The following is a 25,099-nucleotide window of genomic DNA, read 5'->3' on the forward strand; positions in this document are numbered from 1 at the left end:
AATCTCATGGGGCGATCTCGAAGATCGCCTCGACTTCGACCGTGATGTTGCCGGGCAGGGATCCCATCCCGACGGCGGAACGCGCATGGCGGCCCGCATCCTCGAAGACCGCCACGAAGAGGTCGGACGCGCCGTTGATCACCAGCGGATGCTCCGTGAATTCCGGAATGGCATTCACCATGCCCAGCAGCTTGACGACCCGCCGCACCCTGCCGAGATCCCCAAGTGCCATATGGGCGACTGAGAGAAGATTCAGCCCGGTCGTGCGTGCGTGGAGATAGGCGTCTTCGATGCTCACGTCCGCGCCGACCTTGCCTTGGTGCAACGATCCATCGGGCTCCCTGGGTCCTTGTCCCGAGAGATAGAGAACGGACCCTGAAAGAACGAACGGCACGTAAGTGCCGATGGGATCCGCCGGCGCCATCAGCTCAAGGCCGAGTTCCCGAAGCCGATCATAGGGTGTCATGACAGCTCCTGTTTGGCTGAAGGGACCGGTTTGCCTGCGACTACGGTATGCCGAGCATCCATCAGCGCCTCCTGTGATGGGTCTCGAACCGGCTGAGGAAAGCCCTGAAGCGCTCGCTTCCGCGAGCGCCTTCGAAAAGGTCCTCCGGCGGCCCCTGCGTGTCGATGACCCCGTCGGCCATGAAGACGATTTCACTGCTCACCTCGCGGGCGAAGGCGATTTCATGGGTGACCACGAGCATCGTCATTCCCTCGTCCGCCAAATCGAGAACCACATCGAGCACCTCCCCGACCAATTCAGGATCGAGGGCGGATGTAATCTCGTCGAGCAGCAGGATCTTAGGGCCCATCGCGACCGCACGCGCGATTCCAACCCGCTGTTGCTGGCCGCCGGAGAGTTGGGACGGCAGCCGGTCGAGCTTGTCGCCCAGTCCGACGCGGCCAAGCCAGTGGCTCGCGAGGTCCCGTGCCTCACCTTTGGACTTTCCTCGCACCTTCGTGAGCCCGAGCATGACGTTCTCGGCCGCCGTGAGATGCGGAAAAAGGTTGAACATCTGGAAAACCATCCCGGTTTCAGCCCGGATGCGTGCGAGGTCCCGTTCGGAGCGAAACTTCTTTTGCACCACGTCGCGATACCCGACTTCCTGACCGTCGATCTGAACCGACCCTCCGTCGTAGACCTCCAGAAAGTTGACGCATCGCAACAGCGTGGTCTTTCCGCTCCCGGACGGGCCCAGGATCGTGACCACCTGACCGCGACGGACATTGAGGTCGACTCCGCGCAGGACGGGAACGGAGCCATATTGCTTTTTGACACCCGCGATCTGCAGCAGGGGCGCCGGCTTAGGAATCGAAGAGGACGTTTCCATACTGGCCCCTAATCCCGGATGTAAGAATAGCGAAGCTCAAGGCGTCGGCTGAGCATCGAAAGCGTATAGTTGATGACGAAGTAGAAGACGGCGCCAAGCACATATAAGGGTAACGCCTCGTAAGTGCGGCCGATCACCTGCTGTATGCTGTGCATGAGATCCGTGACACCCAGCAGGGATACGAGGGCGCTTCCTTTTACAGCGTCCGTCACGCCGTTGATCCAGGGTGGGAGGAACCGGCGCACAGCTTGCGGTGCGATGACGTAGACGAGGCGAGCCGGAAACGTCAGGCCGATCGCCTTGCCGGCATCCATCTGACCACGTGGGATCGAGCCGATGGCGCCACGCACGTTCTCGATCACCTGCGCGCATTTGAAGACGGTAAGGGCCAAGACGGCGGCGCTGAAAGGTTGCAGATTGAGCCCCGCAACTGGCAGGCCATAATACACGAAGAAGATCAGGACGAGGATGGGAATTCCACGAACGACGTCGCTGAAGCCACGGATCACCCAGCGCAGCGGCGCCGGGCCGTAGACGAGGGCAACACCCATCAGGCCGCCGATGACCAGCGACAGGCTGACGGTGAGCAGCGAAACCAAGAGCGTGACGGCAAGCCCGGCTCCAAGGAACGGAATAGCGTAGAGAATGGCACTCAGCATGTCAGCGGCCGATCGAGAAGCGACGCTCGATCGCGCGCAGTCCGAGAAGGATGGCGTACCCGGTCACCAGGTACATCCCCGTCACGATGAGATAGACCTCCACGATCCGGAACGTGTTCGTGTTGATCCATTGCGCTCCGTAGGTCAGTTCCGGCACCGCGATCACGGACGCGATGGAGGTGTCCTTGAACAGGGACACGAACGTGTTGGAAAGCGCCGGGAGCGTGATGCGGAGCATCGTCGGCAGACGCACATGGATCAACCGCTGCCAAGGGGTGAGGCCAATCGCCTTTCCGGCATCGATCAGACCGGCAGGAACGGCGGCCAAGCCGGAACGAAACACCTCGACCAGGTAGGCTCCTGCATAGAGCGAAAGCGTGGCCACGAACGAGGTCGTGGCATCATAGGCGATGTCGACCGCCTGGGGCAGGCCGTAGAAGACCAGATAGACCAGAAGGATGAGCGGAACGTTGCGGATGACTTCGACGTATGCCCCAATGGCCGCTCGCGTGAGGCGTCCTCCGGATACGTGGGCGATGGCCAGCACGAGACCGATCACGACCCCGATGCCAATGGCGAGAACGGCCAATTCCAGACTGAGGATCAGGCCGCCCCACAACCGATCGAAGTGACGCCAGATCAGGTTGAAGTTGAGGGCATACCCCATCGTGCCTCCGCTCCGTGCCCGGCGCCGCTCGTCGCCGCACCGGGCTTACGGGTGACGTCAGATGCTTGGAAAACCGGGCGTGCGGCCAGGAGCGTCAAGGCCGAAATAGTCTTTGAAAGCCTTGTCGTAGAGGTCGTTCTGATGGCCATACATCGCCACGCTGAATGTCGTGTTCACGAAGTTGAGCCAATCCAGGTCGCCCTGGCGCATGGCCGCGCCGTAGAGCATGCTGTACCATTTCTTGCCGGCGTCGGCATAGCGGTTCGGATTCCGTGCCACGAGCCATCGTACGGTGGAGAGATCGACGGCAGCGGCGTCCGCCCTTCGTGACTCGAGAGCCTGAATGACATTGGCCTGCGCGTCGATCTGCATGACCTGCGCCTCGGGTAGAACCTGATGCACGGATTTCTCCGCATCGACGTTCTGCAGGATGGCCACTTTGGTGTTTCGCCCGCCCGCCAGAAGCTGATCGAAGGTCTTGTTGGCTGCGTCCGGGCGGGTCAGGAGGGCGATGCCTTCCACGTAATATGGGCGGCTGAACGCGACAAGCTGAGCTCGCTGGGGCGTCATCGTCATGAACTGAATGACGATGTCGACCTTGCCGGTCGTGATGTTGGGAATACGCTGCGCTGCGTCCTGGCGGACGAACTCGACCTTGTTCTCGTCGTCGAACAGACCCTTGGCCAAGATCCGTCCCATGGTGATGTCCATGCCGACGAGTTGCCCTTGCTCATTCTCGAAGTGCCAGGGTGCGTTCGTGCTGCCGGTTCCGACGATCAGCTTGCCGCGGTCGAGCACGGTTCTGAGGAGGCTTCCGGCGGGAGCCTGCGCTGCTGCCTTCTCGGGCGTCAGGGCTGCGGCCGTCGCACCGACCAGCCCGGCCATCGCGACGCCTGCAGTGCCCAATTTGAGAAACTCTCTACGCGGCCGCTCGTGCTCCATGACATCCTCCGTCTGGTACCACCCCTCGCTTGGAGATTGTGCCGGCGGGTACCGACCGGCCTCTCCGCTTGGTTAGCCCTTGCAGATCGAGATAGTCCGGTATACTGGACATAAGTACAGCGGGCTGGACTAGACTTTAACAGGGCCCAGCGGTTCAGCAAGAGATTTTATCGCGGATCCGGGGCTTTGCCGGCCGAGCAACTTTGAGACGACATCATGCAGACAGAACACACGCCGAAGTCGACTCCCGCGATCTCACGCGGCAGAGGGATTGATCGCGTCCTGGATTTGTTAAGTTTTCTTCACACTCACGGTCGGCCCATCCGTATCGGTGATTTGGTCAAATCCTTGAACGCCCCACGGTCTTCGACCTACGAGATCGTCAAGACGCTCACGGATGCCGCTTTGCTCGAGACGACGTCGGACGGAAAGCTTTTCTTCGGCAAGGCACTCTATTTTTACGGAACGGATTACCTGCGGGAGCACGATCTGGTTCGCAAAGGCCGCGACGAAGTTGATCGACTCGCGCTGGCGACCGGAGAGACGAGCCAGTTTTGCATGCTTCACGACAACAAATACACCGTGGTGCATATGAGGGCAGGAGCACGTCCTTTCGGCATTAGTTCCGATATCGGAACGCAGGTGCCCCTTCCGTGGACGGCCTCCGGTCGCCTCCTCCTCTCTCACCTGAGTGCTGCCGAGATCCGATCACAGGTCAGCGGCAACGACCTTGCTCTGCCCAACGGCAAGGAGATCGATCTCGAGGAATTCGTGGGGGCCGTGGAGGAAGCACGCAGACAAGGCTTCTGCATCACGTCGGGATTGGTTGACGCCTACACGCATTGTCTTGCTGCACCAGTCCTTGATGAGGAGAGCAAGGCGATCGCAACGCTCTGTTTCGTCATCCCGGTTGATACGTCTCAAAAGCGCATTCTGGAGCTGCGCGACATTCTGGTCGAAAGCGGACGCGCCCTATCGTTGTCTGCTCCGGCCCGGCAAGCCAACCTTGCATGATAATGGTAAACTCGCCCTTCAGGTCGGCCGCCGGATGCTTCGACTCCTACGACAGGCAGCCGCTCGCTCCTTCACATGAGACGTGACTTCAATACGGAGCATGCTGGTTCGTAGTGACATGGGCGAAAGCGATGAACACATCGACGCTTTTGCACCCTACGGGACGAAGCTTGGCACTCGAGGCCTCAGAGGCATTTCCAGAGATGTCTTGTTGTCCAAAAAGCAGACTCGCCGCTCTCTGCCCCATGACTTCGGGAACCTCTACCTTCCTGAAATTATCTTGCTCTGAGTTTTGAGCCTTTCTCCGCGAGAACAAGCGTCCGTTGACGGGCTCTTCCGGCTGAGGATCAGGCACTTGCCACCATCGTCCGTAGAGGTCGATCGAGAACGGGGCGGGAGGACCTCATCCAGTGAGAATGTCCGCCCCGTCAGTGGATCGAGAATTAATGTCATCACGTACTCCCGTCGCTCAATGCTCGCAGAGCATCAACAAGAAAGTCTATCTGCACAATCGAAACAATGACCCATGCGCGATCCGAACCGCGTGACGGGGGCAAGAGGCAGCGCATAAAGCTTCGCCCGATGGTGAGATGGCAGCTAGAGTAACGTCAGCCGTGCGAGTCATGGGCGGCACGCATTCAGGCCGGAGGCCTTGCGACGCGCACGAATGACTTTTCCATATGCGATTGCGACGACGGGGCCGTTCTCTCGATCCGAAAACCCTCTGCGCTGCTTCACATAGTCGATGTCGGCGCGCGTGAACGTTTTCGCGGCACGGCCCCGAGCCTGAAACCCCAGCTTCGGCCCCATCGGAATTCCGGCGTCGTCCAAGCGCCGCACCGCGATCATTTCACCCTTGGCACGACACCGGAATCCTTTGACCGGGTCGAACCAAAGGTCCGTCACGCAGTAGTAGCGCACAACTCCGGCATCCGTGGCGCGCTGGCGCATCAACTGGTCTCCGACCCTGAAATTGCTCATACCCATCGTCCGAAATCCTATTCGTCGGGCAGAGTACAGGGACGGCGTCTATGGGGACCATCGGGAGATGTACGCATATCGCAGGGCGAAGACATGGCGCTCGATAGGTCCTTGGATCGCGATCTTCACGAGGCTTACGGCACTTCCCTCGAGCGATTCAGGATGAGAACGCGCGCATCGCCCGCCATTGCCGCCTCGCGGCAGACAGCAGGCCCCAGATGGCCTCTCAGTCGCGGATATCGCGCCGCCAGATCGTCCAGGGTGATGTTGTCGGGGATCCGAGGGCGGGCGACGCATATCGCGCCTTCACGTCCCCAGGCGGCCTCGAAGGGCATTGGATCGATTTCGTGAGCCTGCTGGACTCCGAAGCGGTCATAGGGGTCGATCAGAATCCCGTTTCGGGTCGAAGGGTTCCCATCTCCTCCATAATCAGCTCTCACCATGTGAATGCAGGCCGCGTGCAGGTCTTGCATCGGGATAGCGTGGGTCGTCTCCCAAGGCTCGTATCCCATCAGGATACATTTCCCCTGGGCACCGCTTGTACAGGTGAAGGACCATCTGCCGTTTTCCGATTCCAGCGGTATTCCCAAACGCCTCTGCTGCGCATCCGGCTCGCACAGGTTATCGAACCTGCCGTTATGGTTAGCCGACAGGCTGTACAAGGGGATGCGCCCCCTGCGGGAGGTTTCGATCCAGACGATGTCGTCGATGCGAACGACTGCTTCACCGGCAGATACTTTCAGCGTGATCGTCGCGCCGCGCAGGCGCTCGTCCTGGGCTATGACGCCCCGTTCACCGTGAACTTCGAAGCGACCCTCTCGCACGACCAGCCTTGCGGCATCCGCCTGATGAGTTCCGCTGGCTCCCCATCCGAGAAGAGCCGCGCTGCCGCCCATGAACAGCAATAGGGATGAGGCCCGGCGTTGCATCCTCCGCCATGTGACGGAGGATGCAGGCTGGTGCTCAGTCGAGAACAAAGCGCGTGCCATCGTGAAGCTCGATCGAGCCGGACGAGCCACCGGAACGTGTGGGCAGGCCTTCTCCTTGCTCTGATCCGGCCATTGAGCGCCCATTGAAAGCGAGGCCGTTGAAGGCGAGCCCATTGAACGCAAGGCCATTAAAGGCAATTCCATTGAGGATTGGGCTGTTTTGAACGGCAGGTGTCGTAACTTTACCAGTTGCGCCCCGTTCAAGTCCGTGGGTCGATTGGGTCGTCTCGTAGGCCATGGCGGCGGCCGGTATCGAGAGATAGAGAACCAGAGCTGTTAGCTTCATTGCATTCATCCTTGATGGTGTCGCGAGAGCAGATCTCGCGATCACAAGTCACTTACCTTGCCGGATGCATGGTCCCAATCGGAAGATGCACCGATGTTCCGCAGCGAGCAGGCGTGTAGTCGTCACTGTCATGACGCTTGGTTTGTCCGTTGCGCACCGCTCCAGCGCGCTGACGAGAACGGCGCTCCTGGACATCGGAGCGGATCGTGCGCGAGGTGCCGCCGGTCCCGACAACGATCAGCCGCTCGTTCCACACAAGGGTGGGCTGCCGTCTGCGCATCGCATCCGGAACCTCGTGCTTGGGCAGAGCGGGATCGACCGCGCCAGGGCCCATCATCGTTCCGGCATCGTGCGTGGACGGCCAACACGGGATCAGATAGCGCAACGGCCTCGTCCGCATCGCGGCCCCGATCCAACGGAAGGGGCTGGCCTTGAACGGCTGGGACCAAGCCGCACTCGCTCTCAGGCTATCTGACACCAGTGATGTCACGGGCCGACACGGGGTGAGGGCTGGGACGCCAGCTGTCGGAACGCTCGTGAGTTGGTTTTCGCTTAGCACGCAGGATACAGCCTCCCCCAGCATTGAGACGGCATGCTCTCCATGATGGGCAAGCTTTGCTATCGGAAGAAATGCGGATGAAGTCTGAGCCGCATGACCGCTGCCAGGGCATGGCCACGAAGCATGGCGGCACCCCGATGCAAAAGGGCCTCCCGAAGCGGAGGAGCTTTGGGAGGCCTGAGGTGGGTACGGTATGGGAGGAACCGTCGATGCAGACTGCCACCGGGTTGGATGTCTGCCTATCGGAAGATCCTCCGATGCCGGAACTCTCTCTGGCGTCACGACCGGGCCCGCGTTCTACGCGAGGGTCAACTCCCCAGTCTGCAAGGCGACGGCGACCGCCTGGGTCGTGTTCGCCACATCGAGCTTTCGCCGGATATGGTCGAGGTGATGGATGGCGGTCTTTTCCGCCATCGTCAGGATGCACCCGATCTCCCAGGCACTCTTGCCGGCCGCTGCCCAGGACAGCACCTCCCGCTCGCGGGCGGTGAGCCGACCGGCCTTCACCGGGGGCGCTCCAACGATCGTCTTGAGGCGTCGATGGACGGTGACGGCGAGGAAGTTGAGGATCGTTTGCTGTCGGCTGGTGAGGTGAATGGGCGTCGCGCTGGCGAAGCTGACGACCGCCTGCCACCCCGTTGCCGTATAGAGCGGCACGCAATAGCCGTCTCTCAGCCCGAACTCCCTGGCTTCTCCGAGAAGTGTCTCGGCGGCCCTGCCTCCCGCCGCAGTGAGGGCCTTGGACCAGCGAAAGGGAGAACTATCCACCAAAGCCAGTTGGGCAACCGGGTCGTCCTTGATATAGTTCTGGCTGACGTAGCGGAGAAACCATTCCCGGGGCCATGCGCTCAAGAGGACAAGCGGCTCCACCGGACGATTCAATGCCGGGAGGCCGCTCACAATGAAGGAGGTGAGGCCGAACGGTTCGGTCACCCAGCGCAGCCCCAGCAGAATCTCCTCTGCCGTTTCGAACGTCTCGCACGTTTCTATGAACTCGAAGGCCGCTTCCACTGGGTCGGAGGTCATGGATCGCCCCATTGCTAATCGTAACACTATTACTTAGATGGGTCGAAGCGGGCGTCAAGAGCCGAGGCGCCCGAAAGGTCATGCTGCAAGAAATCCCGCGCGACGTCGTCCTGGCTGCACCAAAGCCTATGCCCCACTGTTCCATGCTGGTTTAGGCCTCGCCTCTATCTTCGGAGAGGCAATCCACTATAGTCTCGCCCCGCAATGGAACGATATTAAGTGATGAAGAAGAGGCCGGGTGGAGACTGCCACCCCAGGCTGGAGTCCACCGCAATGAAGGAAGAGCTTCCCGAAAAGGAAGAATTTTTGAGGAAGCTGGAGGATCTGCAAGCTGAGAACAACAAGCTCCGGTTCCAGATCCAGGCCCAGCGGCGGCTTCAGGAAAGCGTCGCCAACGTTCGGCTCGAGGAGCTCACTCGCGAAAGCCGCGCTGCCGACAAGCAGCATGAACGGTTGGTCGCCACGGCCCGCAACATCGCGGCTGAGCTGGACGCCAACCGCGACTATTTCACGAATACGGCGGACCTCATTCGCGTCGTTGCCAATATTGCGGCGGATTATGCCGTCATCGCGATCGACCGTGAGGGCCGCGTGACGAGCTGCAACATCGGCTCTCGCCGCATTCTCGGCTGGGACAGCGAGAACAGCGCCAACCAGCTCGGATCGTTCGTCTACACGGCCGACGACCAGGCGACCGGCGTCTTCGAGTCCGACTTGAGAACGGCCGCCGCCGAGGGGATCGCCGTGCGCCGCAGATGGCATCGGCGGGCCGACGGCCGACAGTTCTGGTCCAGCAGCGCCATTCTTCCGGTCCGTGGCGACGATCTTGAAGGCTATGTCCTTCTGCTGCACGATCACGCGGACAGGCTGGACCTTGCCGGCGATGTCAGGGAGGCCGAGGACCGGGTGAGCCGGATGATCGATGACCTTCCGGTCATGACCTGGGTGATCGACCCGACAGGATCCTGCACCTTCATCAGCCGGGCGTGGTGCCATTACACCGGCCAGACGAGGGAGGAATGCCTGGGCCTCGGATGGTTGGACGCCGTGCTGCCGAGCGACCTCAAGCGCATGCACGAGGAATCTCTGAAAGCCGGTTCGCGGTTGCAGCCCTACCAGATCGAGTACAGGCTGCGTGGCCAGGACGGCCACTATCGCTGGGTTCTCGGCATTGGAGCGCCGCGGTTTTCCGATTCGGGAAGCTTCATCGGCTATATCGGAGCGGTGATCGACATTCACGACCGAAAGCTGGCCGAACAGATGCTCTCGGCGGTTCCCCAGACCGATCCAGATGTCCTGGAGGATATCAATGAGGCCTTCTACGCCCTGGATGAGAGATGGCGCATCACATACGTGAACCGTAAGGCCGAGGAGATCTTCGGGCGTTCGCGCGACATACTTCTCGATCAGGTCATCTGGTCCGCCCTTCCGGAGTGGTCCGAGGGTCCGATCCACCAGGTCCATGTCGACGCGAAGACCCGCGACGCGCCCATGCAATGCGAGGTTCCCTCGCCGCTCCCGGGCGAACGCCTATCGCTACGCCTTTATCCAAGCCCCACTGGAGTGAGCGTCTATTTCCGCCGGCTCGGCTGAGATGATCCGCCGGCTCAGCCTCTTCGGGCATGGGCTCGAAGAGGCGTGGCCGCCCTCTTGACTACCAGCAGGTATAGCCCCCATCGGCGAGGACGATCGAACCCGTCATCAGGCTTGCGGCGTCCGATGCCAGGAACAGCACCACGGACGCGATCTCCTCGATCTCGCCCAGCCGCCCCATGGGCGTGCCGTCGATCCAGGCCTTGTACATGTCCGGCTTGGACTTCACGAACTCGTTGAGAGGAGTGGCAATGTAGGTCGGTGCGACAGCGTTGACGCGAACGCCGCGGGCGCCCCACTCGGCCGCGAGGGACTTCGTCAGGTGGTGAACGGCTGCCTTCGAGGCGTTGTAATAGGACTGTTCCTGGGGCTTGTTGACGATGAATCCCGACATGGAGCCCACATTCACGATCACTCCGCATCGAGCCTCGAGCATATGCCGCCCGAAGGCCCGGCAGCACCAGAAAGTCCCATTCAGGTTCACGTCGATGACATTGAGCCAATGCTCGTCGGCCACCGTTTCGGCCGGCGTCTCGCTCCGGGCGATGCCCGCGTTGTTCACCAGGATGTCGATCCTGCCGTGACGCCGGACGACCTCGTCCGCCACCTCCGTGACCCTTGTGGGGTCCGTGACGTCCATGATGACGATCTCGGGGTCGTAGCCCTTGGCGCGCAGCCGGTCCCGGCCCTCCTCAGCCACCTCGGCATCCCTATCGGCGATGATGACCTTGGCGCCGGCCTCGCTGAGCGCCTCGACGCTGCCGAGGCCGATGGCGCGCCCGCCCCCGGTCACGAGGGCGATGCGGTCGTTCAGTCTGAATTTCTCAAGGTACATGACATTTCTCGTGATTTGAGGTCAGCTCATCCAATTGCCGCCATCGACGTTGAGCGTCTGGGCGACAACGTACTCGGCATCGTCAGAAGCCAGGAAAACCGCGGCTCCGGCATGATCTTCCGGCCGCCCCATGCGGCCGTAGGGCACCGCCTCGCCGACGAGCCGCTTCTTCTCACCGATAGGCCGGTTCTCGTAGCGGGCGAAGAGCGCATCGACCTCTTTCCACATGGGAGTGTCGACGACACCCGGCGCGATTCCGTTGACGTTGATGCGGTGCCTGATGAGATCGAGGCCGGCCGATTGCGTCAGGCTGATCACGGCCGCCTTCGAGGCACAGTAGACGGACACCAGGGCCTCGCCTCGCCGTCCTGCCTGCGATGCGATGTTGATGATTTTTCCGCCCTGTCCGCGCCCGACCATGTGGCGGGCCACCGCCTGCAGGGTGAAGAACAGGCCTTTCGTGTTCACGCCGAAGACGAAGTCGTAGCTTGCCTCGGTGACGTCCAGGATCGGCGCCATGTCGAAGACGGCAGCGTTGTTCACCAGGATGTCGATCCCGGCGGTTGTCCGGGCGACCGTTTCGACCATCGCGTCGATGGAGGCCTGGTCCGTGACATCGAGCTCGACCGCGAACGCGTCCCCGCCAACGGCTTGCGCGACGCTCCGGGCCGCGGCGTGCGACACGTCCGCGACCGCGACGGTCGCACCTTCACGCGCATAGCGCTCCACGATCGCGCGGCCGATGCCCCCGGCGCCGCCCGTGACGACCGCGACCTTGCCTCGAAGCTTCATGGGCGGATCGCCTTTCCGGTCTGATCGAACCGGTGGATATGAGCCGGATCGGGCTTAAGGGTCACGCGCCCGCCCTCGTTGAGGCCCAATTCTCCGATGACGCGCGCCGTCAGGGTCCCGGCCTCTCCCGCATCCACGTACAGGAAGGTGTCGCTGCCCAGGTGCTCGGCCACGCTGATGACGCCGCTCCAGCCCTCGCCTTGTCCTCCTTCCTCGCGGGCGACACGCAGGTGCTCGGGCCGGATGCCGATGGTGGCGGCGCCATGAGCGCTTGCGATGCGGCCTCCGATGAAGTTCATGCGGGGCGACCCGATGAACCCCGCGACGAACAGGTTCGCGGGGCGCTCGTAGAGCTCCAGCGGCGTGCCGTACTGCTCCACATTGCCGGCGTTGAGGACCACGATCTTGTCCGCCATGGTCATGGCTTCGACCTGGTCATGGGTCACGTAGACCGCCGTCGTGGCGAGGTCCTTCTGGAGTTTGGCGATCTCAAGCCGCATGTTGACCCGAAGCGCCGCATCGAGGTTGGACAGAGGCTCATCGAACAGGAAGCCCTCCGGCTCGCGCACGATGGCGCGCCCGATGGCCACGCGCTGCCGCTGGCCGCCGGAGAGTTCGCGCGGCTTGCGGTCGAGATAGGGCGTCAGGTTCAGGATGGAGGCGGCGCCCTCCACCTTGCGGTCGATCTCGGCCTTGGGCAGACCCGCCATCTTGAGGCCGAAGCCGATATTGCCCCTCACGCTCATATGGGGATAGAGCGCGTAGGACTGAAAGACCATGGACAGGCCGCGCTTGGCGGGCGGCACATTCGTCACGTCGCGACCGTCGATGAGGATGCGTCCGTCCGAGATGTCCTCGAGACCCGCGATCAGCCGCAAGAGGGTGGACTTGCCGCAGCCCGATGGGCCGACGAAGACCACGAAGGAGCCATCGTCGATCTCCAGATTCACATTCGGGATGACGTTGACGGAACCGAAGGTCTTGCGGACGCCGTCGAGAGTGATGCTGCCCATGGAGATGCCCCTTCCGTCGTTACTTGACCGCGCCGAATGTCAGACCGCGCACGAGCTGCTTCTGGCTGAACCAGCCCAAGATCAGGATCGGCGCGATGGCCAGGGTGGAAGCCGCCGACAACTTGGCCCAGAACAGCCCTTCCGGGCTCGAATAGGATGCGATGAAGACCGTCAGCGGTGCCGCATTGGACGTCGACAGGTTGAGCGTCCAGAAGGCTTCGTTCCAGGCCAGGATAAAGTTGAGCAGCAGCGTCGAGGCGATGCCGGGCACGGCCATGGGGGTCAGCACGAAGGCGAGTTCCTTCAGGATCGTCGCGCCGTCCATGCGGGCGGCTTCGAGGATATCCTTCGGGATTTCCTTGAAATAGGTGAAGAGCATCCAGATGACGATGGGCAGGTTCCCCAGGCACAGCACGATGATGAGGCCCGTGCGGGTGTCGAGCAGGCCGAGATCCCGGAACACCAGATAGATCGGCACGAGCACGCCCACGGGGGGCATCATCTTGGTGGACAGCATCCAGAGCAGGGTGCCGCGGGTCCGCTCGGTCGGCGCGAAGGCCATGGCGTAAGCCGCCGGAATGGCGAACAGCATGGCGATGAGAACCGACCCGCCCGCGATCGTGAGCGAGTTCATCGCGTGATGCATGTAGTCGCTGCGTTCCTGGACGATGCCGTAATTCTCCGTCGTCCATTCGAAGAACAGGAAGGACGGCGGCGTCGCGAAGGCTTCCAGCTCCGTTTTGAAGCTCGCCAGGATCATCCACAGGATGGGAAAGAAGATGATGAGGCCGACGAGCCAGGCCGCGCCCGTGCTGACGACCGCATGAGTGGTTGTGGTGCGCCGGGCCATGGTCAGGTCTCCAGGTTCTTGCCGACCATGCGCACGAGGAACATGGCCACGATGTTGGCCAGCACGACGGCCACGAGGCCTCCGGCCGAGGCTCCGCCCACATCGTATTGGATGAGGGCCTGCGAGTAGATCAGGAACGCGATGTTGGTGGTCTGGAGGCCGGGACCGCCGCCGGTGGTCACGAAGATCTCGGCGAATACGGTCAGCAGAAAGATCGTCTCGATAAGGATCACCACGGTGATCGGTCGGGCCAGGTGCGGCAGGGTGATGTAGAAGAAGGTCGAGAACGCCTTGGCGCCATCCATCTCGGCCGCCTCCTTCTGCTCCTCGTCGAGGGATTGGAGCGCCGTAAGGAGAATGAGGGACGCGAAGGGCAGCCATTGCCAGGACACGATCAGGATGATCGAGAACAGCGGCATCTCGGCGAACCAGTCGATAGGCCGCAGTCCGAGCGACGTCGCGATCCAGGCGAACAGCCCGGAGACCGGGTGCATCAAAAGGTTTTTCCAAACCAGCGCGCTCACCGTCGGCATCACGAAGAAGGGCGCGATGACCAGAAGCCTGACGATGTTGCGGCCGAAGATCGGCTGGTCGATGAGAAGCGCGACCCCGGTCCCCAGCACGACAGTGATCAGGAGCACCGAGCCCACGAGCACGAGCGTGTTTCGCAGGGACGCCAGAAAGGCCGGATCGGTCAGGAAGTAGACATAGTTTTCCAGGCCGATGAAGTCTTCCGTGCCTGGGTTGAGGAGATTGTAGCGCAGGGTCGAGAAATAGATCGTCATGGCGAGAGGAACGATCATCCAGACGAAGAGCAGCCCAACCGAGGGCGCCGTCAGGACCCGTCCCAGCACGCGGGTTTGGCGCGTGGACATACCCTTCCTCCCACTTGTCTCGATGGCCACCCGGCCGGATCATGGCCGGGTGGCGTAAGGATGCTCCGCTCGTTGGGGCGTCGGCGCTTCGGATCGGGCTCGCCTATTTGATGTAGCCGCCGCGCTTCATCTCGCGCTCCGTCGCCGCCTGGGCGGCCTGAAGGGCCGCATCGATGGAGGTCGCCCCCGACAGGGCTGCCGAGAACTGCTGCCCCACCTGCGTGCCGATTCCCTGGAACTCGGGGATCGCGGCGTATTGCACGCCCTTGTACGGCACGGGCTTCACGGTGGGCTGGTTCGGGTCCGCCGAGTTGATGGATTCGAGGGTCAGCTTCGCGAACGGGGCCGCCTTCTGGTATTCCGGGTTGTTGTAGAGCGAGGTGCGCGTTCCGGGCGGGACATTGGCCCAGCCGTCCTTCGAGGCGACGAGCTGGAGATAATCCTTCGAGGTCGCCCAGCCGATAAACTTCTCGGCCGCCGCAGCCTTCTTCGAACCCGCCGGGATGGCCAGGTTCCAGGCCCAGAGCCAGTTGGCGTTCTTGCCCAGGCCCTTGTTGGGCGCCATGGCGAAGCCGACCTGGTCGGCCACCTTCGAGTCCTTCGGGTTCGTCACGAAGGAGGCCGCCACCGTGGCGTCGATCCACATGCCGCACTTGCCCGCGTTGAACAGGGCGAGGTTCTCGTTGAATCCGTTGGAGCTCGCGCCGGGAGGTCCGGCTTCCTTCATGAGGTTGACGTAGGTGGTGAGGGTGTCCTTCCACTCGGGCGTGTTGAACTGGGGCTGCCACTTCTCATCGAACCATCGGGCCCCGAAGGAGTTGGACATGGCCGTCAGGAACGCCATGTTCTCGCCCCATCCAGCCTTGCCGCGAAGGCAGATGCCGTAGACGTCCTTGGACTTGTCCGTGATCTTCTTGGCCGCATCGACGATAAAGTCCCAGGTCGGCTTTTCCGGCATGGTCAGGCCAGCCTTCTGGAAGAGGTCCTTGCGGTACATCGTCATGGAGCTCTCGCCGTAGAACGGCGCCGCATAGAGTTTGTTGTCGGCGCTCACCGCCGCGCGGATCTGCGGCAGGATGTCGTTGGCGTCGTAATCGGCCCCCAGATTCGCGAGCGGCAGGAGCCAGTTCTGCTTGGCCCAGATCGGAACCTCATAGGTTCCAATGGTCAGCACGTCGAACTGGCCGCCTTTGGTGGCGATGTCGGTGGTCACGCGCTGGCGCAGCACGTTCTCCTCGAGGGTCACCCATTTCACGGTGATGTCGGGATTCTTCTTGGTGAACTCGTCGGTCAGAGCCTGCATGCGGACCATGTCGCCGTTATTGACGGTGGCGATGGTGAGCGTTTCCGCAAGAGCTTGGCTGACGCTCATCAGCGAGGCGGCGCCCAGAAGGGCGCCCAAGAAACGTTTCATTCTTTCCTCCCAGGCCTGTGATGAGCATATGCTCTCACAATGCACATATGCTCACTTAGCCCGAAAGACCTGTCAACGCGGATTCGTTTTTGCAGCGCAACAGTTTGACGCCAAAGGAGAAACCTCCCTGGCGGCTCGGCGCGTGGCAGCGACTAAAGTCGAAGCGATCCGGGGCTACGTGCCCTTCAGGAGAGCCTGTGCGGTCGTCTCGTTGGTGATCAGGCCGTTGATCAGCTTCCCCCTGAGGGCGGCGCGAATCGAAGACACCTTGGCGTCGCCGATCGCAACGCCGACGTCCAGGCTCTGGGGCGATCTTCGAATCGGGATGCTGGTCAGGCGGGCGTTGGAGCCGCCCTCGACGATGCGGCCCTCGGCATCGAACACCCAGCCCGTAATCTCACCGACAGCGCCCAGGTGCATCATCTCGAACAGTTCGTCCCGCGAGATGAATCCGTCGATGAAAAGTTGCGCGTTCATGTCCATCTGGCCGATGCCCACGAGCCGCAGGTCGGTCTTCTCGGCAAGGCCCCGCACCCGGCTGACGGGAGCGATCCTGAGCAGTTTCTCGCGCTCGCTCTCGGAGGACAGGAAGACCGGCAGCGGCATGGGGAAGTGCCGGGCCTTGGTCAGGTCGGCCAGCAGGGCCAGGGCGTCGAAGAAGCTGGCGGACCCGTCCGGCGAGATGTTGCCCACCAGGGATACGAGTTGATGGTCGGCCCGGTCCATGGCGGGGATCTGCTCCACGGCCGCCCTCATCATGCGGCCGGTCCCCAGCGCGATGATGAGGGGGTTGGGGCTGCGGAGCCGAGCCTCGAGGAAGGCCGCGGCGGCCTCGGCCGCTCCCACCACGGGACTCTTCGATCCCGGATCGGCCGGCACGACCTGGCAATGCAGGAGTTCGTAGGCATCCTTCAGGCGGGATTCCAGCTCCATGCAGGCTGCGATGGGGTGATGCAGCCGGAAGGTGATCAGACGCTCTGATAGGGAGAGCGAGACGAGGCGCTGCGCCGTCGCGCGGGAGACGTGCAGCTTCTTGGCGATCTCGTCCTGGGTGTTGCCCGCGATGAAATACAGCCAGCCCGCCCGGGCGGCATCGTCGAGCCTGGAACGTTCTGTGTCGGACAATGCCATGAAGCGCCTGCGTGAAATCTGGTGCGGTCTCGAAGTCGGGTCGGCCATGGCCGGACGCCGGTTTTCCTCACGAATGGCACAGCCGTCACGGCCTGTAAAACGACGACATCGTCCCGGCCACGCTGCGGAAATCGCCGCCTCGCGGCGGCGGGTCCGGCAGGGACGGCTATTTGGCCGCCGCGGCCTCGGGCGCGCGACGCGGCTTGATCGCGTTGGCGAGGACCAGCCCGGCCACGATGAAGGCCGCTCCCGTCATGTCATAGTCGTGGAGGCTTTCGCCGAGGATCAGATAGGCCAGGATCGCGACGAACACGGTCTGCAGGTAGAGCAGCATGCTGGCGCGGCCCGCCCCGAGGGTCTCGACGCTGCGATTGTACAGGTAATACATCAGCGCGCCGCCCGGCCCCGCCACGTAGGCCAGAGCCCAGATCCCGTCCGCATGCAGGGCCGAACGCTGGCCCGCGTAGAGCTCTCCCAGGTAGAACGGAAGAGCGGCCAGCGCGCCCGCTCCCAGCAACAGGACAACGAGGGGGAGCAGCTCGATGCCGAACTTCGCCCGCCGCAGGAGAACCGTGTAGAGCCCCCAGCACAGTGCGCTGCCGACGATCCACAGCTCACCGACGCTGAGCTGCAGCCGCAGCAGGGCGCCCAGGTCGCCCCGCGCCACGATGACCGCCATGCCGACCAGCGCCAGCACGGCCCCGAGAGCTTTCCAGAGGCCGAGCGGCTCACCCAGCACGATGCGCGCCAGCACCATCGTCATGACCGGTGACAGCGCCATGATGATCCCGGCCGTGGTCGCGTCGGTGTATTTGAGGCCCGTATAGATCATGCCCTGGCAGAGCGTCAGGCCGATGGCGCCGATCAGGATCACCTCCACGGCCCGGGACCGGAGGAGCGCCAGCATGTCTCCATGATGGCGATGCACGATCGGCAGCAGGATGGCGCAGGCCAGCGCCAGCCGCCAGAAGCAGAGAGCCCAGGGCGGCATCTCGGGGCCCGCCCATTTGGCCGCGATGTAGACGCCGGCCGAGAGAAGCCAGCAGAGGACGGCCGTGGCGTAGGCGGTCGCAGGCGGCGCGGAGGCCGCCGGCGCGGCACTGTTCGGGGCCATCGGGAACGACTGCATGGGGCTCCTCCGATCCTGCCGCCAGCATAGTCCCCTGTGCCGCCCTGTCGAGCGGAGTCACAGGGGCGCTTCACTCGCCCGGACGGGCCGACATATCACTGGCGGTGCATGCCAGGCCCTGCGGCCGGGAGGGCGCCTCGGCGTCAGTCTCCTCCGCCGAGATGGGCGAGGTCCGACAATTCCGACAGCATGTGGGCCTTGCCCTTCTCCTGGGTCTCGGCGCGATGCCTGTCCAAGGCCGCAACAGCCTTGCGGAAGCTTTCGCGGGACGGCTGACCGTCGCCATCCTTTTCGCCCAGGCTCTCCCATGAGAAGCCCAGCGCCCGGCAGATGATCATGGCCTCTTGATCGCTCACGGTTTGTGTCCCCCAATCCCACGGAGTTGTGCTACCACCGGACGGCCGCCCCGGAGCCGATTGGGTTTTCGTCCCCGATCCTCCAGCGGCATCTTGGACCAGTGTAGACGGACTCGCGCGGCGTGCAAAATGTTTGACCGCGCGACGAGTCGGGCCAAGACCCTCGATCAAGACCACCGGCCTGGACCCCCGTCCGGCCATCGACCGTTCCCGAGTATTCCGAACATGACCCTCTCCTCATCAGCAACCGGTCACCGCCTGTGGGCACTTGCCATGAGGCAGCGGACGAGCTTTCAGGATCTCGGGCTTCTCGCCGCCTTCATCGCCGTCGTGGCGTTCCTCACTTTCGAGGTCGATCTTTTCGTGAGCGAGGGCGCCGCGACCCTGCAGGAGGAAACCATCGAGCTGGACGAGGCTCTGCTCCTCGGCGGCCTCCTGGCCATAGGCCTGCTCGGCTTCGCCATCCGCCGGTACATGGAACAGAAGCGGGAGACGCAGCGGCGCATCCGGGCCGAGCAGCATTCCCGCGAGCTCGCCTACCAGGACCCGCTCACGGGCCTGGCCAATCGCCGTCAGTTCGAGGAGGCTCTTGCGCAAGCCGTCGGTTCGCCCCCCGGCGCCGGAGGAGCCCACGCGCTGTTTCTGCTCGACCTCAACGGCTTCAAGCAGGTCAACGACGTTCACGGCCACGGCATCGGCGACGAGGTTCTGATCGTCGTGGCCCAGCGCCTCCTGGCGGCGGTGCGCGAAGGCGACCTCGTGGCCCGTCTCGGCGGCGACGAGTTCGCCATCCTGGCCCAGCACCTGATCGGCCCGGAGGCCGCGACCAGCATTGCGCTGCGTGTCATCCAGGGGCTGAGCGAGCCGATCGCGACGGGAACCATCCGCCACGAGATCGGCACCGGCATCGGCATCGCCCTGATCCCGGGCGACGCCCAGACGACGGCGGAAGCCCTGCGCAAGGCCGACGTCGCCCTCTATCGCGCGAAGGCGGAAAAGCGCTCCGCGCTGCGGTTCTTCGAAGAGGACATGGACCGGCTGGTTCGGGAGCGGGAGGAGATCGAGCGGAAGCTTCGAACGGCGCTGGCCGCCAACGCGATCCGCCCGTTCTTCCAGCCCTCCTTCGACCTGCGGACCCGGGAGATCGTCGGCTTCGAGGTCACACCGCGGTGGCTGGGCGAGAACGAGGGCGAAATCCCGCCGGAGCGCTTCATTCCCATCGCAGAGGAGACCGGACTGATCCACGGCATGGCCGAGCGCCTCCTGCGGGAATCGTGCGAGGCCGCCGTGAGCTGGCCGGATCATGTGATCCTGTCCATCGACATCTTTCCGAGCCAGATCAAGGACCGAAGCCTCACCGAGCGCATCCTGCGCATCCTGGACGGAACCGGGCTGGCGCCGAGCCGTCTCGAGGTGGAGATCACCGAGAGCGCCATCGTGCGCGACCTCGAGGCCGCCAAAGCCGTGTTCGGCGCCCTTCGCGAGGCGGGCGTCAAGATCGCGCTCGACAATTTCGGCACCGGATATTCGAGCCTGTATCACGTGAAGGAGTTCAAGCTGGATAAGATCAAGATCGATCGCAGCTTCACGGAGACGATGAACCAGGAGGACAGCGCCCGGATCATTTCGGCTCTCGCGGGCCTGGGGCACGGCCTCGGCCTCACCGTCAGCGCGGCGGGGATGGCCGACCCTTCCTTGCGAGCGCCCATGCTTCAGTCCGGGATCCAGCAGGTGCAGGGCGACGTTCTGAGCCGCCCCTTGAGCGTCGCACAGGCGCAGGCGCTCCTGATGGCCGGTCCTGTGGCTTAAGGCTGGCGCACCGCGCCCGAATGGGCTTTTGAACGCAAGCGCCGCTATCCCAACCGCTCAAGCATGGGTAGCGTCGTTCCGGCAACTCTCACGGCTGAACCCTCATGCATTCGAACAATCCCGCCTCCCGTCTCCGCCACGCCGCGCGAGCCGCTCTCGCCGCGTCCGTGCTCCTGACGGCGCCCGCGATGGCTCAGGAAGATCCGGCCGCCCGTTTGCGGCCCCTCGTCGACCGAATCGTGGGGTCTGCGGTTGGCGCCGAGGCGATACCTGGCGTGATTGTCGGCGTCAGCTGGCGCGGTCAGCGCAGCTATTATGCCTATGGCGGCCCAGGCGGGGCGCCATACGACCGGAACACCATCGTGGAGATCGGCTCCATCACCAAGGTCTTCACGACAGCGCTCTTCGCCGAAGCCGTGCGGGAAGGCCGCATGCAGGCCGACGCCCCGATCCAGTCCTACCTGCCCGACAGGCCGCTCCATCCCTGCACGGGGCAGATCACGCCCCTCCAGCTCGCCGACTTCACCTCCGGCATGCCGGAGCTGCCCGGCAACGCGCCTCGGCAGCTGGCCCGCCGGGGGATCGACACCTACACGAGCGAGGACTTCCTGAACTGGGTGACGCGGTGGACGCCCGAGGACACCGAAAACTGCGGCCAGCCCGCCGCGTATCGCTACTCCAATGCCAGTATCGGGCTGCTCGGCTATCTCGTGGCGCGCCAGCTCGGCGAGCCCTGGGAGGGTTTGGTGCGCGCGCGCATCACGGCGCCCCTGCGGATGACGAGCACGAGCGTAACCGTGCCCGAAGCGGAGCGCGCGCGCGTGGCGCAAGGGTTCGGGCCGGACGGAAACCCCGTCATGGCCTGGCCCGTCTTTGCGTGGTACCCGGCGGGAGCGCTCCGGTCGACGGCCGCCGATATGCTCGCTTTCGGCGAGGCCGCCTTGGGACATGAGACCGTCAACGATGCCCCTGTGCCAGCCCGCCTGAGCGAAGCGCTCAAGGAGGCGATGCAGCCCATCTATCAGCCGTCCGGACAGGTTTTCGGCCAGGGCATGGCCTGGATCGAGAATGCGGGGGATCCGGAGGCGGGACAGCGCCCCGTCTTTCTGAAAGTGGGGGGCACCGACGGCTTCAACAGCGTGATCGTCATCAATCCGGGCAAGGACTTGGCGGTCTTCATCGCGGCGAGCAAGCCCCAGAGCGGGATCCCGCGCCTGGGCGTCGAGCTCTCCCGGCAGATCCGCTGAGCGGGCTGTCGAAAATCGTCGGTGCCAACTGGGCTGATCGGTTGTCAGAGCGACGCACATGACGCTACGGTAGGACTATCATCCAAGAGGGAAGTTTCACGATGCGGAGATGTTTGACGCTCATGGGGGCCGCCGGCCTTTTCGCTCTCATCGGAACGGCGGCCTCGGCCATCCCCCTGGCGGGGGCCTCCCGCGTCGATCCCTCGAGCCCCCTGGCGAAGGACCCCCTGGCGACCACGGTCGATTTCGTCTGCGGCCCGGGCTACCACCTCGGCTGGGGCGGGCGGCGCTGCTGGCCTAACGGATGGGCGCCCGCCGAGGAGATCCCGCCGGGCTTCGTGCCGCCGCCGCGCGAGCCGCAATACGTCTACGCGCCGCCTCCGGTGCTCGAATGCCCGCCCGGCTACCGCCTCGGCCGGGGCCTGCGCCGGTGCTGGCCCGAATGAGGACGCCCTGAACCGGCGCTGGCGGGGGCGCCGGGCGTCTCCCCGGCCCTCAGGGCTTGTTCCTGTCCTGCCAGCACACGACGAGGATTTCGGCCTCCTCGGGGCTCGTGGATGTGTAGGCGTGCCCGACGCCGCTGTTGAAATACAGGCTGTCACCCTGGTCCAAGTCCACCGGGGAGCGTCCGTCCATGTGAACGCGCAGGGCCCCCTTCGTGACGATCAGGAATTCCTCGCCCGCGTGGCGGATGTACCCTTCGAACTCCGCGAAGCTGCGGGCCGTCACGCGACCGAGCATGGGGGTCATCTGCTTGTTGGAAAGGCCGGCTGCCAGCATCTCGTAGACGTAGGTGGGCGAGTCATATCGCTCCGCGTCGCCCCTGCGCGTCACCATGAGGGCATCGGGCCCGAACGAGCGGCTCTCGCCCGTGAACAGGGCCCCCACATCCAGGCCCAGGCTTTGGGCCAGAGGCACGAAGCGGTCGTAGGTCAGGGACATCTGCCCCCGCTCGACCTTCGAGATCGTCGAGATGGCCAAACCCGTCCGCTCGGCGGTCTCGGCGAGGGTCCAGCCGTTCTCTTTCCTGAGCTGCTTCAGCCGCCGCCCCAGCGTCAGACGATACGTCGTCACGGTCTTTGCCTCCCCTGTTCGTCATGAGATAACACAACACTTTGCAAGGCAGAAGTTTTCTGATACGAAAACGACACGTTATCTCGTTTGAAAGGCGTCTCATGCAGCGGTTCGATTGCATCGTGGTCGGTTCCGGCATCGCGGGTGCATCGGCGGCATACGAGATCGCGGGGGATCGCCGGGTCCTGCTCGTCGAACGGGAGATGCAGCCCGGTTACCATGCGACGGGCCGCTCGGCGGCTCTTTTCGCCGAGACCTACGGCAGCGCTCCGGTGCGGGCCCTCACGGCCGCCAGCAAGGCATTCCTGACCGCGCCGCCGGGCGGCTTCGCGGCAACGCCGCTGATGACCCCCCGGCCGATTCTCCTCATCGGGCGCGACGATCAGCGGGACCGGCTTCAGGCCGCCTATGCCGAGAATGCGCCCTTCGGCACCGTCGAGCGGCTGACGGGAGCGCAGGCCCGCGCCCTCGTTCCCGTGCTCGATCCCGGCGTGATCACCGGAGGGGTGCTCGAGCCCCGCGCGCAGGACATCGACGTCGATGCCGTGCACCGGGGCTATCTCAGGGGTTTCGGGCGGCGGGGCGGAAAGCTGGCTCTCGGCGCCGAGGTCCTGGCTCTCCGGCACCGGGGCGATCTCTGGACCGTCGCAACGTCGGCCGGACCGTTTCAGGCGCCGATCGTCGTCAACGCGGCCGGGGCGTGGGCCGACGCCGTCGCTCGCCTCGCCGGCATCCGGCCCATCGGCCTCGTGCCGAAGCGGCGCAGCGCCTTCATCTTCTCGGGCGATACCGGCGCGGGCACCGAGGGCTGGCCCGCCGTGATCGACATCGACGAGACCTTTTACTTCAAGCCGGAGGCCGGCCTTCTCCTCGGCTCGCCGGCCAACGAGGACCCCGTGGCGGCCCAGGACGTCCAGCCCGAGGAGCTCGACATCGCGCTCGCGGTCGACCGCATCGAGGCCGCCACGACCCTGAAGGTCGCGCGGATCGGACGTCGCTGGGCGGGCCTGCGCAGTTTCGTGGCCGACAGGATCCCGGTGAACGGCTTCGACGGCCGCGCGCCCGGATTCTACTGGCTCGCCGGACAGGGAGGCTACGGCATCCAGACCGCGCCCGCCATGGCGCGCCTCTGCGCCGCTCTCGTCCGCGGGGAGCCGGTGCCGGACGATCTGGCCCGTCACGGCATCGAGCCGGCGGCCCTGTCGCCCGCCCGGCTCGGGCGCGAGGCCGTCGCATGAGCGCCCTCTTCGTCACCCTTGCGGCCCTCGCTCTCATGGCGTCGGGAGCGGCCGTGGCCTACACGGTCGGGGCCGCCACGGTGCTGGCCTTCCTGGCCACGGACAATGGCCGGTTCCTGGCCATCCTGCCCCAGCGGCTGTTCAGCCAGGTCGACGTCTTCGACCTGATGGCGATGCCGCTTTTCATCCTCACCGGCGAAATCATGAACAAGGCGGGCATCACCCGCGCCATGATCGACCTCTCCATGGCGATCCTGGGACGGCTGAAAGGCGGCCTCGGCTACGTCAACATCATGACGTCGCTCTTCCTGTCCGGCATCTCCGGCTCCGCCGTCGCCGATGCGGCAGCCCTGTCCAACACGCTCGTTCCGGCCATGCGCGACCGGGGCTATCCGGTCCCTTACGCGGGGGCGCTCACCTCCGCGGCCGCCATGATCGGCCCGATCATCCCGCCCAGCATCATCATGATCTTCTACGCGGCCCTGATGCAGACTTCGGTGGCGGCGCTGTTCATCGCCGGGATCGTGCCCGGAATCCTCATGGCGGCCACGCTCTTCGGAGCGAATGCCTATTACGCGCGGCGGGACGGTCATCCCGGCGGACGCACGGACGACGTTCCGGCCTTCTGGCCCGCCTTGCGGCATGCCCTGCCGTCCCTGTCGCTGCCGGTCATCATCGTCGGCGGCATCGTGGTGGGGGTGGTGACCCCCACCGAGGCCGGAGCGCTCGCCGTGTTGGCCTCCATCGCCGTGGGCGCCTATTACGGAGGCCTCAACGGCCGGACCTTGCGCGAGAGCCTGGAGCATACGGTGGTGCTCACGGGCACCATCTTCATGGTGCTCTGCTCCATCGCGGCCTTCGGTTGGCTCGTGGGCCACGAAGGCTGGCTGACCGGACTGGCCGAGGCCGTCACGGGCCTCGGACTCGGCCAGATCGAGTACCTTCTCCTCATCAACGTCATCTTCGTGGTCGCGGGCATTATGCTCGATCCGCCGATCGCCCTGCCGCTGCTCGTGCCGCTGCTCGCGCCCCTGGCCGTGAAGCTCGGCACCGATCCGGTCCATCTCGGCCTCGTGCTCTGCCTGAACCTGACCATCGGCATGATCACGCCTCCCTTCGGCGGCGTCCTGCTCATCGTGTCGTCGATCACCAAGGGCGACTATTGGCAGCTCAACAAGGCCGTCACGCCGTTTGCCGTCATCCTGACCGTGCTGCTGTTCGTCCTCGTGCTCGTGCCGGAACTCTCGCTTTTTCTGCCGCGCTCCATGGGCTTCATCGACTGACCG

The 25,099-nt window shown here is 64.1% G+C and carries 27 protein-coding genes; 7 read left to right on the forward strand and 20 right to left on the reverse strand.

Annotated elements, in window-relative coordinates; all coding sequences use genetic code 11:
* Positions 1–4: 4 nt before the first annotated feature.
* From ILT42_RS06315 to ILT42_RS06335, 5 genes are all read right to left on the reverse strand, one after another.
* A complete protein-coding gene (locus tag ILT42_RS06315; protein ID WP_204214583.1) occupies positions 5–466 on the reverse strand; it encodes a RidA family protein in 462 nt (153 codons plus the stop codon).
* A gap of 61 nt (positions 467–527) precedes the next feature.
* Complete coding sequence (locus tag ILT42_RS06320; protein WP_204214584.1) at positions 528–1,334, reverse strand: amino acid ABC transporter ATP-binding protein; 807 nt, start codon at positions 1,332–1,334, stop codon at positions 528–530.
* An 8-nt stretch (positions 1,335–1,342) separates the two neighbouring features.
* Positions 1,343–1,993 carry an amino acid ABC transporter permease gene (locus ILT42_RS06325; protein WP_204214585.1) on the reverse strand — a complete coding sequence of 217 codons (651 nt, stop codon included), beginning with the start codon at positions 1,991–1,993 and terminating at the stop codon, positions 1,343–1,345.
* 1 nt (position 1,994) lies between these two features.
* Positions 1,995–2,660 (reverse strand): amino acid ABC transporter permease, encoded by a 666-nt coding sequence (locus ILT42_RS06330; RefSeq protein ID WP_204214586.1) that lies wholly within the window; start codon positions 2,658–2,660, stop codon positions 1,995–1,997.
* A gap of 57 nt (positions 2,661–2,717) precedes the next feature.
* The gene (locus tag ILT42_RS06335) at positions 2,718–3,545 is read right to left on the reverse strand and encodes a transporter substrate-binding domain-containing protein (protein ID WP_204214587.1); all 828 of its coding nucleotides are present in this window, start codon (positions 3,543–3,545) and stop codon (positions 2,718–2,720) included.
* Positions 3,546–3,818: 273 nt separating this feature from the next.
* Here ILT42_RS06335 and ILT42_RS06340 point away from each other — a divergent pair, with 273 nt between their 5' ends.
* A complete protein-coding gene (locus ILT42_RS06340; protein ID WP_204214588.1) occupies positions 3,819–4,616 on the forward strand; it encodes an IclR family transcriptional regulator in 798 nt (265 codons plus the stop codon).
* Between the two features lie 621 nt (positions 4,617–5,237).
* Here the strand turns inward: ILT42_RS06340 and ILT42_RS06345 are convergent.
* From ILT42_RS06345 to ILT42_RS06365, 5 genes are all read right to left on the reverse strand, one after another.
* Positions 5,238–5,567, reverse strand: coding sequence for a hypothetical protein (locus ILT42_RS06345; protein ID WP_204214589.1), 330 nt, complete (start codon positions 5,565–5,567; stop codon positions 5,238–5,240).
* 164 nt (positions 5,568–5,731) lie between these two features.
* Complete coding sequence (locus ILT42_RS06350; protein WP_204214590.1) at positions 5,732–6,493, reverse strand: ADYC domain-containing protein; 762 nt, start codon at positions 6,491–6,493, stop codon at positions 5,732–5,734.
* A 67-nt stretch (positions 6,494–6,560) separates the two neighbouring features.
* On the reverse strand, positions 6,561–6,872 hold the full coding sequence (locus ILT42_RS06355) for a hypothetical protein (RefSeq protein ID WP_204214591.1): 312 nt from the start codon (positions 6,870–6,872) through the stop codon (positions 6,561–6,563).
* Positions 6,873–6,924: 52 nt separating this feature from the next.
* The gene (locus ILT42_RS06360; RefSeq protein ID WP_204214592.1) at positions 6,925–7,209 is read right to left on the reverse strand and encodes a hypothetical protein; all 285 of its coding nucleotides are present in this window, start codon (positions 7,207–7,209) and stop codon (positions 6,925–6,927) included.
* A gap of 519 nt (positions 7,210–7,728) precedes the next feature.
* Positions 7,729–8,457 (reverse strand): helix-turn-helix transcriptional regulator, encoded by a 729-nt coding sequence (locus ILT42_RS06365; protein WP_204214593.1) that lies wholly within the window; start codon positions 8,455–8,457, stop codon positions 7,729–7,731.
* 273 nt (positions 8,458–8,730) lie between these two features.
* On the opposite strand from ILT42_RS06365, the gene ILT42_RS06370 reads away from it, so the two are divergent.
* Entirely contained in the window at positions 8,731–10,050 is a 1,320-nt protein-coding gene (locus tag ILT42_RS06370) for a PAS domain-containing protein (protein ID WP_204214594.1), read from the forward strand.
* 61 nt (positions 10,051–10,111) lie between these two features.
* On the opposite strand, the gene ILT42_RS06375 is transcribed toward ILT42_RS06370, so the two are convergent.
* From ILT42_RS06375 to ILT42_RS06415, 9 genes are all read right to left on the reverse strand, one after another.
* A complete protein-coding gene (locus tag ILT42_RS06375) occupies positions 10,112–10,885 on the reverse strand; it encodes an SDR family NAD(P)-dependent oxidoreductase (protein ID WP_204214595.1) in 774 nt (257 codons plus the stop codon).
* A 21-nt stretch (positions 10,886–10,906) separates the two neighbouring features.
* Positions 10,907–11,677 (reverse strand): L-iditol 2-dehydrogenase, encoded by a 771-nt coding sequence (locus ILT42_RS06380; RefSeq protein ID WP_204214596.1) that lies wholly within the window; start codon positions 11,675–11,677, stop codon positions 10,907–10,909.
* Positions 11,674–12,690: an ABC transporter ATP-binding protein gene (locus ILT42_RS06385; protein ID WP_204214597.1), complete on the reverse strand. Its 1,017-nt coding sequence runs from the start codon at positions 12,688–12,690 to the stop codon at positions 11,674–11,676. Before ILT42_RS06385 ends, ILT42_RS06380 begins: the two co-directional genes overlap by 4 nt.
* Before the next feature lie 19 nt (positions 12,691–12,709).
* Positions 12,710–13,540 carry a carbohydrate ABC transporter permease gene (locus ILT42_RS06390; protein WP_204214598.1) on the reverse strand — a complete coding sequence of 277 codons (831 nt, stop codon included), beginning with the start codon at positions 13,538–13,540 and terminating at the stop codon, positions 12,710–12,712.
* A 2-nt stretch (positions 13,541–13,542) separates the two neighbouring features.
* On the reverse strand, positions 13,543–14,415 hold the full coding sequence (locus ILT42_RS06395; RefSeq protein WP_204214599.1) for a carbohydrate ABC transporter permease: 873 nt from the start codon (positions 14,413–14,415) through the stop codon (positions 13,543–13,545).
* Positions 14,416–14,518: 103 nt separating this feature from the next.
* Positions 14,519–15,829, reverse strand: a complete 1,311-nt coding sequence (locus ILT42_RS06400; RefSeq protein WP_204214600.1) for an ABC transporter substrate-binding protein — start codon at positions 15,827–15,829, stop codon at positions 14,519–14,521.
* Positions 15,830–16,003: 174 nt separating this feature from the next.
* On the reverse strand, positions 16,004–16,960 hold the full coding sequence (locus ILT42_RS06405) for a sugar-binding transcriptional regulator (RefSeq protein WP_204214601.1): 957 nt from the start codon (positions 16,958–16,960) through the stop codon (positions 16,004–16,006).
* Between the two features lie 166 nt (positions 16,961–17,126).
* Entirely contained in the window at positions 17,127–18,089 is a 963-nt protein-coding gene (locus ILT42_RS06410; protein ID WP_204214602.1) for a DMT family transporter, read from the reverse strand.
* A 143-nt stretch (positions 18,090–18,232) separates the two neighbouring features.
* The gene (locus ILT42_RS06415; RefSeq protein WP_204214603.1) at positions 18,233–18,445 is read right to left on the reverse strand and encodes a hypothetical protein; all 213 of its coding nucleotides are present in this window, start codon (positions 18,443–18,445) and stop codon (positions 18,233–18,235) included.
* Positions 18,446–18,718: 273 nt separating this feature from the next.
* Here ILT42_RS06415 and ILT42_RS06420 point away from each other — a divergent pair, with 273 nt between their 5' ends.
* From ILT42_RS06420 to ILT42_RS06430, 3 genes are all read left to right on the forward strand, one after another.
* The gene (locus ILT42_RS06420; protein ID WP_204214604.1) at positions 18,719–20,254 is read left to right on the forward strand and encodes a putative bifunctional diguanylate cyclase/phosphodiesterase; all 1,536 of its coding nucleotides are present in this window, start codon (positions 18,719–18,721) and stop codon (positions 20,252–20,254) included.
* Between the two features lie 104 nt (positions 20,255–20,358).
* A complete protein-coding gene (locus tag ILT42_RS06425; protein WP_204214605.1) occupies positions 20,359–21,501 on the forward strand; it encodes a serine hydrolase domain-containing protein in 1,143 nt (380 codons plus the stop codon).
* Between the two features lie 101 nt (positions 21,502–21,602).
* Entirely contained in the window at positions 21,603–21,947 is a 345-nt protein-coding gene (locus ILT42_RS06430; RefSeq protein ID WP_204214606.1) for a hypothetical protein, read from the forward strand.
* Between the two features lie 49 nt (positions 21,948–21,996).
* On the opposite strand, the gene ILT42_RS06435 is transcribed toward ILT42_RS06430, so the two are convergent.
* Positions 21,997–22,575, reverse strand: a complete 579-nt coding sequence (locus tag ILT42_RS06435) for a helix-turn-helix domain-containing protein (RefSeq protein ID WP_204214607.1) — start codon at positions 22,573–22,575, stop codon at positions 21,997–21,999.
* A gap of 101 nt (positions 22,576–22,676) precedes the next feature.
* On the opposite strand from ILT42_RS06435, the gene ILT42_RS06440 reads away from it, so the two are divergent.
* Together ILT42_RS06440 and ILT42_RS06445 are read left to right on the forward strand one after the other, a co-directional pair.
* Positions 22,677–23,813 (forward strand): NAD(P)/FAD-dependent oxidoreductase, encoded by a 1,137-nt coding sequence (locus ILT42_RS06440; protein ID WP_204214608.1) that lies wholly within the window; start codon positions 22,677–22,679, stop codon positions 23,811–23,813.
* Positions 23,810–25,096, forward strand: a complete 1,287-nt coding sequence (locus ILT42_RS06445; RefSeq protein ID WP_204214609.1) for a TRAP transporter large permease — start codon at positions 23,810–23,812, stop codon at positions 25,094–25,096. The genes ILT42_RS06440 and ILT42_RS06445 overlap by 4 nt, the downstream gene beginning before the upstream one ends.
* Positions 25,097–25,099 lie beyond the last annotated feature (3 nt).

It is taken from the genome of Microvirga pudoricolor (assembly GCF_016892705.1).
Taxonomy (GTDB): domain Bacteria; phylum Pseudomonadota; class Alphaproteobacteria; order Rhizobiales; family Beijerinckiaceae; genus Microvirga; species Microvirga pudoricolor.